This window comes from Mucilaginibacter sp. Bleaf8 (assembly GCF_018390515.1).
Taxonomy (GTDB): domain Bacteria; phylum Bacteroidota; class Bacteroidia; order Sphingobacteriales; family Sphingobacteriaceae; genus Mucilaginibacter.
Window position 1 is genome coordinate 262,352 of the sequence record NZ_JAHBBK010000003.1, and the last position, 15,138, is coordinate 277,489.

Annotated in this window: 14 protein-coding genes; 6 read left to right on the forward strand and 8 right to left on the reverse strand. The window is 39.2% G+C overall.

The features are described 5' to 3' along the window. Position 1: 1 nt before the first annotated feature. Positions 2 to 877 (reverse strand): RNA polymerase sigma factor, encoded by an 876-nt coding sequence (locus KHS38_RS14650; protein ID WP_213489349.1) that lies wholly within the window; start codon positions 875 to 877, stop codon positions 2 to 4. A 97-nt stretch (positions 878 to 974) separates the two neighbouring features. Here KHS38_RS14650 and KHS38_RS14655 point away from each other — a divergent pair, with 97 nt between their 5' ends. Beyond that, a complete protein-coding gene (locus KHS38_RS14655) occupies positions 975 to 1,256 on the forward strand; it encodes a helix-turn-helix transcriptional regulator (RefSeq protein WP_249665421.1) in 282 nt (93 codons plus the stop codon). Positions 1,257 to 1,293: 37 nt separating this feature from the next. On the opposite strand, the gene KHS38_RS14660 is transcribed toward KHS38_RS14655, so the two are convergent. From KHS38_RS14660 to KHS38_RS14680, 5 genes are read right to left on the reverse strand one after another with little or no spacing between them, the layout of a single operon-like run. Then, positions 1,294 to 2,604, reverse strand: a complete 1,311-nt coding sequence (locus KHS38_RS14660; RefSeq protein WP_213489350.1) for a relaxase/mobilization nuclease domain-containing protein — start codon at positions 2,602 to 2,604, stop codon at positions 1,294 to 1,296. Further along, positions 2,579 to 2,938 (reverse strand): plasmid mobilization protein, encoded by a 360-nt coding sequence (locus tag KHS38_RS14665; protein ID WP_502887935.1) that lies wholly within the window; start codon positions 2,936 to 2,938, stop codon positions 2,579 to 2,581. The genes KHS38_RS14660 and KHS38_RS14665 overlap by 26 nt, the downstream gene beginning before the upstream one ends. Then, a complete protein-coding gene (locus KHS38_RS14670) occupies positions 2,925 to 3,104 on the reverse strand; it encodes a hypothetical protein (protein ID WP_213489352.1) in 180 nt (59 codons plus the stop codon). Before KHS38_RS14670 ends, KHS38_RS14665 begins: the two co-directional genes overlap by 14 nt. Continuing rightward, entirely contained in the window at positions 3,101 to 3,403 is a 303-nt protein-coding gene (locus KHS38_RS14675; RefSeq protein WP_213489353.1) for a hypothetical protein, read from the reverse strand. The genes KHS38_RS14670 and KHS38_RS14675 overlap by 4 nt, the downstream gene beginning before the upstream one ends. Further along, the gene (locus KHS38_RS14680) at positions 3,391 to 3,669 is read right to left on the reverse strand and encodes a helix-turn-helix domain-containing protein (protein WP_213489354.1); all 279 of its coding nucleotides are present in this window, start codon (positions 3,667 to 3,669) and stop codon (positions 3,391 to 3,393) included. Before KHS38_RS14680 ends, KHS38_RS14675 begins: the two co-directional genes overlap by 13 nt. 296 nt (positions 3,670 to 3,965) lie before the next feature. On the opposite strand from KHS38_RS14680, the gene KHS38_RS14685 reads away from it, so the two are divergent. From KHS38_RS14685 to KHS38_RS14695, 3 genes are all read left to right on the forward strand, one after another. Further along, the gene (locus KHS38_RS14685) at positions 3,966 to 4,670 is read left to right on the forward strand and encodes a hypothetical protein (protein WP_213489355.1); all 705 of its coding nucleotides are present in this window, start codon (positions 3,966 to 3,968) and stop codon (positions 4,668 to 4,670) included. Between the two features lie 244 nt (positions 4,671 to 4,914). Next, positions 4,915 to 6,087 carry a DNA cytosine methyltransferase gene (locus KHS38_RS14690; RefSeq protein WP_213489356.1) on the forward strand — a complete coding sequence of 391 codons (1,173 nt, stop codon included), beginning with the start codon at positions 4,915 to 4,917 and terminating at the stop codon, positions 6,085 to 6,087. Further along, complete coding sequence (locus KHS38_RS14695) at positions 6,065 to 7,150, forward strand: type II restriction enzyme NmeDI-related protein (RefSeq protein WP_213489357.1); 1,086 nt, start codon at positions 6,065 to 6,067, stop codon at positions 7,148 to 7,150. The genes KHS38_RS14690 and KHS38_RS14695 overlap by 23 nt, the downstream gene beginning before the upstream one ends. On the opposite strand, the gene KHS38_RS14700 is transcribed toward KHS38_RS14695, so the two are convergent. Continuing rightward, positions 7,104 to 7,556 carry a very short patch repair endonuclease gene (locus tag KHS38_RS14700; RefSeq protein WP_213489358.1) on the reverse strand — a complete coding sequence of 151 codons (453 nt, stop codon included), beginning with the start codon at positions 7,554 to 7,556 and terminating at the stop codon, positions 7,104 to 7,106. The genes KHS38_RS14695 and KHS38_RS14700 overlap by 47 nt on opposite strands. A 157-nt stretch (positions 7,557 to 7,713) precedes the next feature. On the opposite strand from KHS38_RS14700, the gene KHS38_RS14705 reads away from it, so the two are divergent. Together KHS38_RS14705 and KHS38_RS22465 are read left to right on the forward strand one after the other, a co-directional pair. Then, positions 7,714 to 10,143: a P-loop NTPase fold protein gene (locus KHS38_RS14705; protein ID WP_213489359.1), complete on the forward strand. Its 2,430-nt coding sequence runs from the start codon at positions 7,714 to 7,716 to the stop codon at positions 10,141 to 10,143. 61 nt (positions 10,144 to 10,204) lie between these two features. Further along, on the forward strand, positions 10,205 to 12,784 hold the full coding sequence (locus tag KHS38_RS22465) for a hypothetical protein (protein ID WP_213489360.1): 2,580 nt from the start codon (positions 10,205 to 10,207) through the stop codon (positions 12,782 to 12,784). 348 nt (positions 12,785 to 13,132) lie between these two features. Here the strand turns inward: KHS38_RS22465 and KHS38_RS14715 are convergent, their stop codons facing one another. Further along, positions 13,133 to 14,740 carry an SEN1985 family protein gene (locus tag KHS38_RS14715; protein ID WP_213489361.1) on the reverse strand — a complete coding sequence of 536 codons (1,608 nt, stop codon included), beginning with the start codon at positions 14,738 to 14,740 and terminating at the stop codon, positions 13,133 to 13,135. Between the last annotated feature and the right edge of the window lie 398 nt (positions 14,741 to 15,138).

A 15,138-nucleotide genomic window follows, 5' to 3' on the forward strand; every position in this document is an offset into this window, starting at 1 on the left:
GTTAAGCGATAAGGAAAGTGACAGGCTTGTGCGCGGCAGCGTCAACATAAGCAGGCTGACTCCCTTTCTTCTTTTGCAAGCTTACCAGCTTCCATGCTTTGACATATTCGCGCTGCACGTAGGCTTGCGGCAGGTCAAGGTTGACTGCAATCCGCTCAAAGCTGTATTTGCTTTCCGAGCGCAAACGGTAGATCTGCGACTGTTCTTTAGAAAGGCCTTCTATATCATATAGCCAGATGCGCTGGTTAACATCTGTGGTATGTGCCACGAAAGGTTCTGCAAAGAGCTTCTGCGGTCTGACGAGCATTGTCTTAAGCTTCTCTACACCTTTTCTTACGTCCAGACTGGCGGCGGTAACGGTGATGTTATAACGTAAAGCAATCTGCTTGTAGCTTAGTCCGTCGATGTAATAAAGTTGTAGCAGGTTCCTTTCCCTGCCGTGCGAGAGAAACGGAATCATGTCTTTGATTGCTTTCAGCTGGCTTTCGGTTACGGCATCTTCGTCATCTTCCACTAACGGCTCACAAAGACCCAGCACGGTATCGTAATCTTCTATGGCGTCCAGGTAAGTGAACCTGCGGTTGAAGCGGCTCACTGGATTGCGGAAGTAGGCATAACATTCCCACTTGACGTTCTGACGAAGGAACCTAAGTGCATGTTCCTGGCTGGTAATGGTCTCCCGGTAGTTCCAAAGCTTGAGAAAGGCTTCCTGCACAATGTTGTCGATTGTAAAATCATCGTTGAGCATACGGATGCCATACCTATGCACGGATGCGTAGAGACACACATAATATTTGTTGAATTTATGAGTATCTGCTATTGCTCCTTTATTAATATCAATTGGGAGCCTCACATGACTGTAAATGCCGTTATTCATGATACACTCTAATAATTTTTAAAATTATATAAAAGTGTATTTAAAAGCAACTTAAATTTATAATAATACAATTTAAATAGCTTAATAAACCATTTGTATGCAAAAGCGGATTTTTCTATCCTACTTATATTGGCATAAAATAGCTGTGATTGCTACACAAATGGCCGAAAAACGTAATTACAATAGGATAAAAGCGGTCCTTGCAGAAAGAGGAAAGACCAACATTTGGCTAGCTGAACAGCTGCAGCGAAATAAAACGACCGTTTCCAAATGGTGCACAAATGATATTCAACCTACCGTTGAATCGTTGTTTGAAATAGCAAAAGTATTGGAAGTAGACGTGCGGCAGTTGCTTGTTTCTTCATTGGACGGGAAATGAGAATGGATATTATTCTTAAGACCTTGGTTCCGACAAACTATCGCCCTCGGCTTTTTCTTCGCCTTTTCAGTGCGTCATCTTCATCGTCGGCTATCTGAATACCTGTATAACTCCATAACCAAGTATCATTATAACGATCACCCATGTTATCCTGAGATATAGATACAGACTCCTGATCTTCGCTTGCTGCGTGTTCACGACTTGCTCCAGCGTATTCACCCTCGCCGTCAGATGCTGCTGCTGGTCCGTTAACTGGCCCGTTGCTTTCTCGTTGTTCAGTGTATGCCACTCGATCTGTTTCAATGCTCCTAACAGCCGAGACAATGCCTTTTCCTGCTGATAGTTGCCTGGTTCTAGCGGCTGAGAATTCTCCGTATTTTGCTTTTGTTCGGCTTGTTGCCTGGCCAGCTGCCGCGCTGTCTCTGCTTTGTTCATAGTTGATCTGTTTAGCTATCTCTCCCCACTTAAACTTATTCCCTAGGGCCTTGCCGGTGACTTTGAAGCTCTCATAGAAATAAGTGATGCCGGTTATCCTGCCTGTAGCCGGTGACTGATTGAACAGAAAGTGAATGCCCGCATGCTCACCTTTACGAATAAACGCCTGCAAGTCCTCGTGGCGTTCTTGGAGTAAAGTCTTCAGCAGCTCTTGCAACAACATCTTATCTGAGACTTTTCCAGTGCGTTCAATCATTTTCAGTTCATTCTTCGTTGGTGCCCGTTCTGATATATAGTTCTGCTGTTCTGTTGCTATTGAGCTACCTTGCTCTACAGTACCACTGTTATCTTGCTTTATCGCTCCACTGATCTGTTGCACTGTTGTTCTATTGATCTGTAGCCCTGTCGGTATATAGTTACTGTGCTCCACTGCTTTGTAGTTACTTTGCTCTACTGCTATCAAGTTATACGCTTTTTCTAGTTTCCGTACCAGTGCTTCGCTTCTTTTGTAGTTGTTACTGTCCGACACCACGCTGCCATCAAAGCTGATGCGGTTCACCAGTAAATGTACATGCGGATGTTCTGCGTCATAATGCCGGAACACGAGGTACTGGTTGTTGGTGAATCCCATACCGTTAAGGTAGTCGTGCGCTATTGCTAACAGCTTATCATTATCTAGCACTGCTACTTCCTCCTTCGAGAAATTCAGGCTGGTATGATACACATGCCGCTTTAGCGCGGGCTTAAGCATTTTGACGACCTCTACCTGCGCCCGGATGCTCCTGCGCTCGAGAGCGACAAAACTCATATCCAGCAGCTCGGCCCTTTGGTCAGGGTCAGGGTGGCATAGTTTTTTCAGGTTGTAATCCAATGCGCCCATAAAGCTTTTACCTATCTTTTGACTTGCGATCATGCGTTAACAATTCATCCAGCATTCTTTCAAGAACCCAAAGTAGTTTGCTTAATAGAGATAGTATATCTTTTGGCCATATCCCTGAATTGAGTGCTTTGGTTACCTGATTGAGATTGACACCGATCTTGTTCAATTCAATCACCGCTTGCTGTTCTATTCTTGGCAGTACTGGCTGCGGAAACTTGCCCTTAAATACTTTGGTCCGGACCAGTTGCCCGATGGTCTGGCCACAGGCCGCACTGGCGGTTTCCAGCTGGCTCATTTCTCCATCCGTTACTCTAAAGAGGACCACCTTGGCGAGCCTTTTCTCTTCATCCGTTTTAGGCCTTGCCACTATGTCCCCTTTCTGCTAAACGTAGTGCGGCAGCCTCCGGCAGGCACCTTTCAGTGCTGATCCGGCAAGCCGTTTCGGTATACCGAAACATGGCTTGCTCCTTTACCGCAGGACCAGTCTGCCCCCTGGGTGCAGTTATGCTGTTATACCTGTCCAGTATCTTCATACCTCGTAACCTCCTTCGTAAATCAATCTGACTTTACTGCCCTCGTAATAGTTATAGGTCGGGAGATACTCGATGTAACCGAAAGCTTTAAGCTCCCTAATACACTTGTGATAAGTGGCAATAGACTGCAACCGCGCCAGCGGCATCAGCTCCCTGCGACTGACGGTAAACAAATCGGTGCAGCCGCTTTGCCGCCACAGGAAGAACAGTGCCAGGTACAGGCTCTGGTGCGTTGGCAACAGACGGACATCACCTTGGGCCTTAACGTAAAAGCCCATTATAGGCATCAGCCTTTCCATGACTTCTCCTTTCCTTCCAGCAGCCTGCCTATATCCTCCTGCTTATAATACAGGATACCGCCTACCTTGGTATAGCTTAGCGTGCCGTTCACGCGCAGGTTTTGCAGCGTGCCGGGTGAGATGCCCAACAGCCTGCGCACTTCTTGGCTTTTGATCCACTGTTTGCTCTCCGCCCTATCCGGCTGCAGCATGCTGCGCATCTCTTCTAATAGCTCGGCCTTAAAGGCCTTCAAATCTTCTTTTGTAATCAGCTCATTCACCGTCATCGTTCATCGTTTTGTGATCTTGCATAATCAAATAACCTGGCTGCTTTTCATTCTTGCTTATAAGCAACTATTGCTTAAGGGCAAGGCACAGCGGCTTGATTAAAAGCTAATTTAAAGCTTTGTTTTGATAATATAAAATATGTCAAAACAATTGCTTAGATTTGAAGTGTTGTATAAGTTCAAGCTTCAATTCAAATTGATAGATTATGATATGGTTTGGTAGGTGGTTGCTAACTAAGGTTGGGCGTGAATAAGTAAAACCAATTAAAACAGCGTGTTAATTATTTTTTAAAAAAGTGAAGAAAGTCAGTTACAAAACTTACCTCAATGAGCGCCTCAAGCAGGTGGACTTCCACGGACAGCAGACCTACCCGCTGTATGTGCAGGTGACCTACGAGCGCAAAACCATCTTTTTCAAGAGCTATTACTTCGAGCTGTTCTCCAAGCCCCGGTTCAGGGTCACTTTGCCTGACGGTACGACGAAAGGCCCAGATATGGCGCTTGCAATCGAAAAAGAAGAAAAGGTGATCCGGTTTGTGATTGATAAGTTCGGGAATGGGTTTTCACTCGAAGGTTTCCGGAAGTTTTACGCCTACTTTAGCAAAGACATGTGTGAGGAGACAGCGTTTGACTTTATCGATTACCTGTACGTTTTCTTTGATGATAGAAAGCTGCCCAACCTAGCAGAGCTCATCAAGTTGGGAACACAGCATGTGGTAACCTATGACTTGATGAAAGAGCTGGAACGAATGCTGGATAAAGACTTATACCAGGAACTAATAGCTGGTGCTTTTGAGAAGGCTCCGCCTTATTTGCAACTCTATAGCTTTATGTTGCATACCAGGGTCTGGCCGGAGCTTTACCTAACGGCTCTGGAATGGTACGACAACCTGGAAACGATTACGGCTTTTAAGAATTACGTAGAAGAGCATTTCCCTGAGCTGCCATCCAATGAATTGATTGGGCAGGTGCACAACTGGCCTCATTATAGACGCAGGTGACAGCATGTATAAACAGCGATGTGATTCAAACCGATCAATAGAACGAAGTGAAAGTAATTGGACGCTTCATTTGGCAAAGTGATCTTATTATTAGCTACTATATAGATTTATAAAAAATGTAATAGATTCTTTTCCAGGCGGCAACTCTTTGAAAACGACTTGCACATCTTCAAGCAGCTAATTAAAGACAGGTAATTATGTAAATGAGTGAAGATATACGTACTTTGCAGTAGGTTTTTATAATATGGATAAGAAGATAGGGATTTTTTCATTTTTTGCTGGCGCGGGATTTTTAGACTTAGGGTTCGAAAGAACTGAAAAATTTGAAACCGCTTTCGTCAATGAGTATCATCGGCCGTTCATGGACATTTACCGTGGCGCCCGTAAAAACATGGGCATACCGGAACCAATGTTTGGCCATGAAGTAAAAAGCATAACTGATTACCATGATAGCGCCGAGTTTGAAAAGCTTAAAGAGAAAATTGAAGAAGCAAAAGAAAGATTCGGTACAATAGGGTTTATAGGCGGACCGCCATGCCCGGATTTTTCAGTGGGCGGCAAAAATAAAGGGCAGCATGGAGAAAACGGAAAGTTGTCCGGTACTTATGTTGAGCTAATCTGTAACACACAACCTGACTTCTTTCTATTTGAAAACGTCAAGGGACTATACAGAACTGCGAAGCACAGAGCTTTTTTTGAGAGCCTTAAGGATCAACTACATGACGCGGGGTATGTTTTGACTGAGAATCTTATAAACGCTATTGAATATGGTGCTCCACAAGACAGACAAAGAATTATACTAATTGGCTTTCGTAAACAGTTTCTTAAATCCGCAAGAATTCAAAGCAATGGTGAAGATTTAATTGCATCGTTTGACTGGAATGCTAATAAGGTATTTCACAAGGAAGATATTTTTAAATATTCATGGCCATCAACAAGTCCGTTTGAGGAAGATATTAAAAAAGAAATTGCTGAAGAAACCTTTTTAGAACTTACTGTGCAACATTGGTTTGAGAAAAATGATGTTTTAAATCATCCGAATGCACAGCATTACTTTACCCCAAGAAATGGACTGCCTAAATTTCAGTCGATTTCAGAAGGCGATGATTTGAAGAAATCATATAAGAGATTGCATCGTTGGAGGTATTCGCCTACTGCAGCTTACGGAAATAATGAAGTTCATTTACATCCTTATAAAGCGAGAAGACTTTCTGCCGCGGAGGCACTTGCTATTCAATCTTTACCAAAGGAATTTGTTATACCAAATAATATATCCCTTACGGATATGTTTAAAACAATCGGCAATGGAGTTCCGTATCTTGCAGCACGTGCTCTCGCATTGAGCATTTATAAATTCATTGATAATCTTAATCTAGTAAACGAGAAAGCAGTTTATGCAGAAGCTGACAGCCAGTAATATTGTTGCATACATAAATCATTTGGACAAAAATGTTGCTTATTCTTACATCAACACTAAGAATAAAGGCCAAATAAGAATTATTTCAGCAGACAACCACCAAGGGCCGATTAGGATAAGAAGGTGGACTCCAGCAAAAGGCGAGACTTACGCCTCTGCAAAAGAGGAAACTATCTCTACAGAAATGATTTGGAGAGTTGCAAATGCATTTTCTCCAGGAAGGCCGATTAATTTTGACAGGGTATTGGGTGGTAGTTATAACACAAGATCTGTGTTAGAAGCTTTATTAGCACATACGCCGCAGTTTTATTTTTGTTATCCTGGCAGAATTGAGAATATGGGAGGCGTTTCAACAGTACAAAGTGGGCATAAGCACTTGATATGGTTACCTGATTCACCACATAGAGCGGGCGTGCTTACAAAACATGATTCAGATATCATCATATCCGAGGTTCCGCAAGCAGACGCTTATTACGATTCACTCGCTACACCTGTGACTGACTCTTCCGACTTATCGGATATAAGTATTGATGTTAAGAGAAGGCATGCGCAAATTCAAATAGCGTTATATTTTATTGGTAAACAACTTAATTTCCGGACTTGGATTGCCCAAAATGACAAGGGAATCCTCTATAACAACAAGAGAATAGGTGAATACGATGGCGTAATTCAGCGTTTACAAGACGAAAGACTTTTAACTGCTTACCAGGACGCAGCTCACGAGGCTCTGCTTATTGATTGCATTTGGTTTAAAAACGGGTCACTGATGCCGGCCGTTATGGAGGTCGAACATTCTACTGGTGTAACAAGCGGTCTTGTCCGGATGAAGCGATTTAAAGATAAATTTATACCGTTACAAAATGTAAGATACGTTATCGTGGCAGCTGACGAAGATCGCGAAGATGTAGTTAAGAAGGCAAGTCACCCACAATTCAAAGACTTGGACACCAAGTACTTTCCATATTCTGCAGTAGAAGAGCTCTACGCTTTATGCCAAAAGCGGAAGTTAAGGGGAGTTACAGAGGAGTTTTTAGATTGCTATATGGAGTCTGTTTTAGCTTGATCAATACTGAGCAGACACAGTCAGCGATCTGCTCAGTATTTTTTTTAATATCTTTTTCCCAAAATCGTAGAACTGTCCAGCCCCGCGCAGTAAGGTGCTCATTAACTTGTCTGTCACGTTCAACATTGCGCCGGATCTTGTTTATCCAAAATTCTTTATTCGTTCCAATACGGGCTTCAAGCGCGGCAATATCTTTACCATGCCAGAACTCGCTATCACAAAAGACTGCAAGTTTCAATTTCTTGAAAACAAAATCGGGTTTCCCGAAAATTGTAATATCATTTTTGCGATAGCGTGCACCTTTTGTCCAAAGAGCTTTGGCAAGCATAATCTCAATCTTTGTCCCTTTGCTCTTGATGCGAGACATATTATAACTTCTAACTTCCTTCTTGTGAACATCTGTCATTCTTGAAATAATCAATCCTTTAAAAAAATGTTTTAGCAGTTAGTTGCTTTCGCTCACTAGATTCAAATTGTAACTAAAAATATCTTACAATCGCTGATTGTTGCAGATTCATGTATATTAGGGTTTTGTTAGATCACCTAAAATATCACAATTCTAAATGAACGAACTCGAAATCCAGATTGGAAACGAATATAAAATCAAGTTTGAAAAAGGCAAAGACTTAGATACCTCAGTATTTAAGGACTTGTATTTGAGTGCCGCCCGAAATGTCTCCGAAATTTTAAATCAACAGCGATCAAAGAAAAAGAAGTCCGAGTTTTTTCAAGAGAGCGATTATAATAATGTTATTGCCTTTGTTGGAGAAAGAGGTACGGGTAAGAGTTCTTCCATGTTATCCTTTGCCCAGGCCTTAATAGACAATTCTAACTCTCAATTCGAGAGTACTTTATTTGATAATCATCCCATCATTAGAGCATGTAATTTTCATTCGATTGACGTTGTAGACCCATCCTTATTTACGCAAAAAGACACCCTGTTTGAAATTATAATATCTAAAATGTTCCTGTCTTTTCAAAAGGATGTTAACGCAGCTAAAGAAACAAGTGACCAATCAGAAAAAAGAAAAATTATAAAGCAGTTTCAAGAAGTATTCAAAAACCTAAAAACAGTTCACAAGGAAAAAAAAGAAATCTATGAGCAAGAAGTTATTGATGTCTTAGCGGAATTGGCAAATGGCACGAATCTTCGGCAAAGCTTTCATGAACTTGTTCTCGAATACCTTAAATATTTTAAAAAAGAAAAAGGTACACTTTTAGTCATCATTGACGACTTTGATCTTCGAATTTCTGAAGCCTATTCAATGCTGGAAGATATAAGGCAATTTTTAATACAGGATAACGTGATCGTTCTTCTCGCCTGCAAGATGGATCAATTAGCTCAATCTGTCGAGCTAAAAATTTCCAAAGAATTTAAAGAACTTGCATCTTTTAAACAAAAAGAAGCAAGGGAAACGGCGAATAAATATTTAGAGAAATTACTACCAACGGACCATAGAAAGAATACCCCTAAGTTAATTTTGACATCAGTTGTTACAGATAAATCGACTGAATATGTCAATAAATTCAAAATCAAATTAGGAAACGAGGAATTAGTAAAAGGAAAAACGATTCATGAAGGAATATTACAGCTAATTTATGACAGGTTAGGTTTATTTATTTCATATCCTCAAGTTCCCGAAAATTTTATAGTTCCCGGCACAATAAGAGAACTAGTAGATATAGTGTCATTCGTACATAGTTTGAATGAAAGCAATATTGCCGAATTTTTAAGTTACTTCTATTCTGAAATCAGAAACTTAGATGACTCAACAGTAGAGCAGTTATTTCAAGATATTGAACAAATTAGTCCATTGTATTTGAACGAAATGGTTAGGACATCGGTTGGAGAAAAGTATAATTTGTCAGTTCCTCAAAACTTAAAAGTTGCAAAAGATTCTTTTGGAACTATCTTAGGCTACCTAGAAGCAGCCAAGGACTCCTTAGATATTACAGAGAGAGAATCATTCAACCTTATAGCTTACATCAAAACTTGCTATTCAATCAGAGTTCGGTCGACTATCAATCAGCAAGATTGGGTAGCATTGAACTACATTATGCAAAACGAGCTACTTAGACAACAGGGATCAATTTTTCCACGAGAAGCTACTACGCGGTTTACGAGAGATGTATTTGAATTTAGTGGAATGAATGAATTGCAAAAGAGCTATTTTTCTCATGATCTTTCAAAAGATGACTTGTTGTTTCTTGGATGCTTTATATCTAATTATGGTCGGCAAGAGATTGCTACAAAAAGACCAGAATCATTCAACGACGGAAACTTCTTAAACAAAGTTGGACCTACAGTAGATTACGCTACTTTTAATTGTTTGTCATTCATATACCATCTTGGAGGGCATTCAAATTTACTAGAAAATTTAAACATCATTTTAAAAGATGACAAACCATCGTATTTGTTAGACCAAATAAAAATTTGGCCACCCACAAAGTCTTATTACCTTTTTTTTAATGCTCATTTTCTACAAGAGTTCATTAACGAGCTGAGTATTTTAAGCAAGTCATACCGAGAAACTTTAGGCAATTTCGCTGAAACACTTTTTGAATACTTGGTAGCTAATTCAACTAAGGCTTTAGATGCAATTAATAAGAGATATCCGTTTCTAAACTTTGATATAGAATGGTTTATTAGTAATCCAATATTTACCTATTGGGAGAAAAATTTCCAAAAAGTGAATACAATGTTGAATAGGGTTTATGAACAGCAAACAACTCGTATGGAAACCGAAGCCGGGCGGCGGAACCTTGGGAATTTAGCTCGCACAATACTCAGCAAAAATAGAAAATATTTTAATCGGACCTCTGGCCTCTCCCAAACAGCTATTAAACGGGCTATGACTGCTGTAACTGACAGCTTTAAGGATTATAGTGACATTTACAGGCTGATGACGAAGAGCCGGAATCTTATGAATAGGAACTTTGAGCAAGGGTTGATCGAGTTTGAAGAATTGTTATTGCAACTAATGAATGGATAATCTTCGGACATCAATAAAGTCAATATTCACGCAGACTTCGATTGATTATATCTTGAAGCGCGTGTTTGACAACGGTAGTAATGGAATTTCGATCGACTATCCGAAAGAGCTTTTCTTTGAACAAGCGTCCCAGCAATTTCGTCATTATTCTACAAATGAAATTCTGAATGTCTTTTTAAAGTTGAAAGGTGACTGGTTTAAAGATGTATATTCTCCTCAGAAACCGGGGCTTTCTATATTCAACCTATTAAATCATTTTAATAAGCAGATTTTAACAGAAATAAAATCTGAGCCATACATACATTACCAACATTTGCTTAAGTGGAGAGACGTTTCTTATGAAATTGGAGAGGACGTCCTAACAACGTCGTATTTCGCCTACATGGATAATCGGTCCGGCCGCAAACGTGAATATTTCGCTTGGAGGCCTGTTGTTTTCACCACTAACAATAGGTTAAAGGCAATGCTTAATAAAGGCTTAGCAGAGAATCACTTTCATTTAAAAGGATCAGCACCTGTCTTTGATCTAGCGTGGATTTCATTGATGAATAATATCCAAGGCAGAAAAAAAGAGTTTGATCGCTTAAAGAAAAGCACGAGGTTGACACCGATAATTCAGTCCTCATTTGAAGGACAGGAAACCGATATAGAAATCCTAGTTTATAAAGCAGCATTTATCCGAAGGTTCCTATTCGAAGTTATTAACTATATATCCCATACGGAAACTGCCTTTAAGCGTACCCTTTCTCCGCCTTCTAATCGTATTGACTCGTTTGAGCTACTTGTTAACCTGTCTCGGATTCAAGGGGATATAGCCTCATTAAAGGAGATTTATGGGCATAAGGTTGAATTTCGGGGGAGTTCGGTCGTGCCGGACTATGCAATTACAAAGAATTTGCACCCTTACAATTATAAAGGTAGTGCAATGCTGTGCGGCGAAAGACTACTTTTATATAAATGCTTTTCTCTAATTTACTCAGCAAATCAAGGATTCGAAATAGGTAAGGAATTATTCTACACATATTTACTGATTAAAAACGCTTTGAGGAAAGAACTGCTGCAGTTGAATGGAGCAACAGGATTTGGTAACTTCCTTCGTTATCAAGACAGAAAAGAGCTTTTCATTCCGTCTCACTCGGTATATGAAGAAGTGTTTTTAAATTTAGCTGTTTCTGATACAGTTAAATTCCAACCGATAAGAAGTTTTGAAACAAGACTTGCTCCCAAGTTTCCAGCAAGTGAGTTACAAGCACAGTTGTCGAAAGTTGAGAGGACTATTTCAAAAAATATTTTCAAACCGTTAGAGATTGAAACACCTTTACCAGCTATAAATTCTGTTGCCACAACTTACAATCATTTTCACACGCTACATTTTATAAAGAAGCCTGACAAAAGTATATCGGGGTCAATGGAAGGCATGATTATATCAAGGCACGCTGCCTTGAGAATGGAGGTCGCTAAACAGGCCAAAGCCATAACTGATTTGCGAGAAGGAACATCCGCTTTTGCGACGAAAGTAAGAGGCATAGATGCGGCATCTTCTGAATTTGATGCGCGTCCAGAAGTTTTTGCACAGGCTTTTCGGTTTTTGAAGGACCATAAATTGAGCGGTAGAAGAAGTTGGTTGAAGGAAGATTTAGAGGAAGTTAGATTGATGGCAACGTTCCATGCCGGCGAAGATTTCTATGATATCATCGACGGAATTCGGACAATCGATGAGGCAATAAACTTTTTAAATTTAAATCAAGGTGATAGATTAGGTCATGCACTTGCTCTCGGTATCAGTGCTAAGGAATTCTATGACTTCAAACTAAGGAAGATCATTTTACCTAAACAAGTGCTGCTAGATAACATTGCTTGGTTGCTGGGTAAAGTACGAGAGTTTGGTATAAGTAACCATTTAGAAGAAATAGCTCGACTAGACTCTGTTTATCAATCGTTGTTCAGGGAAATTTATTCGGATGGTTTAGATAGTTCTGTGTTCAAAAACAAACATTTTCCAAGTTCAACTTATTACGATGCTTGGAAGCTGCGAGGCGATGATCCTAAATTGTACTTAGAAGACTTGGGGCAAGATATATACGGGATTATAAACTATACCTACTGGGATCGATGTAGAATAAATTATTTTTTTCCATTAGAAACTGCTATTCGTCGGTCAATTGATGCTAAGTTTCTCTATCAGCAATATCACTATAACCCTAAGGTTAAAGAAGTAGGTAATCAGATAAAACAGTTCGACATTTCTACAGAGTACATTCACCTAGTTGAAAAAGTGCAGAACAAATATCAAAGAGTTATCAGTCAAAAGAATATTGGTATTGAATGCAATCCAACTTCCAACTATCTTATTGGAACCTTCAAACGCTATGCAAAGCACCCTATTATCAGATTTAATAATAACGGCCTGCTAACGGACCCGGAAAACCTTGCTGTTTGTCCTCAACTATTTGTCTCTATAAACACCGATGATCAGGGAATATTCAGTACGTCACTTGAAAATGAATACGCGTTATTGGCAATTGCTTTGGAAAAGGAAAAAGATGCAAACGGTGATCCGTTATACAATCCAACCATGATTTATCAGTGGTTAGATAATATCAGACAAATGGGAATTGAACAAAGTTTCAATACAATTTAGGATAACGATCACAGACATTTCGTTAGTTAATTTCTCTATCGCTTCAAAAACGAAGCTTTAATATAATTGTAAGCTTGAAACCAACTAGACGTTAATCAGTCGAAAATTCCGAACCTAACCGACTTTCACTGGATTACTAGTCTAAGACACGCCAAACGTGCTTTAATATATAAGCTTGCTATACTATGGTCAAATTTAGCCTCAAAGCCTAAATTACCTAAGTGTCATTAATTCCACGAACGATTGGTTCAGCCTAAGAATTTAAACCCATATTCTGTATTATTACTCAATGAAAGTTAATTATTTAATAATCAAATATTCCGACGCATTGACGTAGGTGACTAACATCTACGATGTTTTTATCTCTTTTCTTTTGCGCAGCATTTTAGCCCTAAACTTCTTCGTATGCTGATCTATGATGGCAGTGCCCGAAAAAAATTCGTCGAAATACCAACGTTTATGCTTTCCTAAAGCGTCTAAAACATATCTAAACGACAACTCATTTTCAATGTTGGACAAGTTATCTTTTAGCATATCTATGGTTGGCATCCAGTCATACAAATACCTGCATTCATCAAACACCAGCATATCCATGTACATTTCTGTATTCTTTGCCTTGTATCTCCAACGCCTGCTTTTAGCAATATTGATATGGTAAGGCATAGAAATTTGCCTAATCATTAAATCTTTGAGTTGATGAAATAAGAATACATCGCAAAAAATATGTTTTTCAAACGCCTTCCAATTCTTAGCGATTCTTTTTAACGAATTAGAGTAGAATATTTCCAAATCTGGATCTTCATCTTTAAGATAATAGAAAGCCGTCATCTTTTCAAAAAAATCATTTCCGTTCTTGCTGTAGGATGTGAGTTGATTAATGAATTTTGGGCCATGTTCCGATATTTCTTTATCATCCCCATTAACTAGGATAAAACCAAGGAAATAAGCAAACGACCAAGGCAAGGCCCAAGAACCGTGATCAACAAATATGTCGCCACCACCGCCATTTCGCTGATATGTAAATAGTGACTCTACCTTCTTTCTTAATATATATCGCGGCTTATTTTTATAAAGCAATTTGTCAAAAAATAAATTTCTTTGTTTTTGATTATTCATAAACCGATCAACATGAACGTTCAGACAGAATATGTCCATTATAACACGTGTCACAAATTGGCTATAATATGGTGCCAAATCGTTTTTTACTAAATCAAAAAATTCATCTTCATAAATTCCCTCTGCTTCCACACCATCACCGAATCGGCCCGTATCTTTGACCTCTAAGAAGGATTTTGGATAGAGATAACCTGCTGCGAATTTTGATAATAATTCAAACCCTTTTTCGTCTTGTTCTTTTGAAACTAAGGCAAAATTAGTGATTAGTATTCCCAGGCTAGCTAACGATTGGTGTTTAGCTATCGCAGTTATAGTTTCGAGATTCTTTGGTCCATCTGCTCTGCTGTAAATCGTATCGCAAAAGTCAAGGTAGATAATATCAAATCGAATAGGTGTATATTCGATAAATGATTTAAAATCAGATCTAATAATCTTCAAAAACGGGAAGTTTGCAGCAATTAAACTATCAACTGCGATTTCATACGTTCTCTTATCGGATTCAATTGCCCATATATTTTCTTGTAATACTCCCAATTTTGTTAACACGTTTAAATCGTTTAATGGATCGGGGCCACATAAATAGGCGATTTTAAGATGCTTCGGTTCTTTGGTTGTTACTATCGAATCAAAGAAATACTCCCAGCGCTCAATTGTCTTGGTATTAAGATAGGAGTTTATATTTTTGTCCGAAGAATTTCCACTTTCAGCAATTTTTTCCCATACCCTTCTCAAATAACCACGGTCAGCTAACGTTGATTTATTTCGCTTTTCTGTGAGCAACAACACCGCTTTCGAAAGACTATTATATCTGGCAATATTTTTTGCTTCTTCGTTATACATGTAAATGGCTTAGAATATTGAAACAATATAAAAAAAGACAAGCAGTTATTGTCATTTCTCCCGAAAAGTAGAAATGACAATCAACCTTAATGATCTTGTTATAAGCTTACAAATTTCCAACCGGAAATTAAGTTTGTTTTAGATGTCAAAGCTTTCAAGATAAAAGTAGTCAACGAATGACAGCGTGTTGCCTAAGAAGCAAAGAATGCTTCCAACCAAATCAGACTCAAACCACCAGCTATAACAGAAAGCTAATTTTTCAATCCTCCCTGAAATAGTTCGAAAAATGACTACCCTAGGTCGACTTTCAGGTAACCTGTCCGGGATTCGAGATATCACGGGTATGACTTTAAACCGCTCAATAGTTTCAGCGTTTTCAGTAGTTGGTTAGAATTATG

Bases quoted from the DNA above. Each gene is read 5' to 3' on its own strand.
- KHS38_RS14715 (WP_213489361.1), bottom strand. From the start codon at position 14,740: ATGTATAACGAAGAAGCAAAAAATATTGCCAGATATAATAGTCTTTCG.
- KHS38_RS14705 (WP_213489359.1), top strand. From the start codon at position 7,714: ATGAACGAACTCGAAATCCAGATTGGAAACGAATATAAAATCAAGTTT.
- KHS38_RS14690 (WP_213489356.1), top strand. From the start codon at position 4,915: ATGGATAAGAAGATAGGGATTTTTTCATTTTTTGCTGGCGCGGGATTT.
- KHS38_RS14680 (WP_213489354.1), bottom strand. From the start codon at position 3,669: ATGACGGTGAATGAGCTGATTACAAAAGAAGATTTGAAGGCCTTTAAG.
- KHS38_RS14650 (WP_213489349.1), bottom strand. From the start codon at position 877: ATGAATAACGGCATTTACAGTCATGTGAGGCTCCCAATTGATATTAAT.
- KHS38_RS14700 (WP_213489358.1), bottom strand. From the start codon at position 7,556: ATGACAGATGTTCACAAGAAGGAAGTTAGAAGTTATAATATGTCTCGC.
- KHS38_RS14695 (WP_213489357.1), top strand. From the start codon at position 6,065: ATGCAGAAGCTGACAGCCAGTAATATTGTTGCATACATAAATCATTTG.
- KHS38_RS14670 (WP_213489352.1), bottom strand. From the start codon at position 3,104: ATGAAGATACTGGACAGGTATAACAGCATAACTGCACCCAGGGGGCAG.
- KHS38_RS14660 (WP_213489350.1), bottom strand. From the start codon at position 2,604: ATGATCGCAAGTCAAAAGATAGGTAAAAGCTTTATGGGCGCATTGGAT.
- KHS38_RS14655 (WP_249665421.1), top strand. From the start codon at position 975: ATGCAAAAGCGGATTTTTCTATCCTACTTATATTGGCATAAAATAGCT.
- KHS38_RS14675 (WP_213489353.1), bottom strand. From the start codon at position 3,403: ATGGAAAGGCTGATGCCTATAATGGGCTTTTACGTTAAGGCCCAAGGT.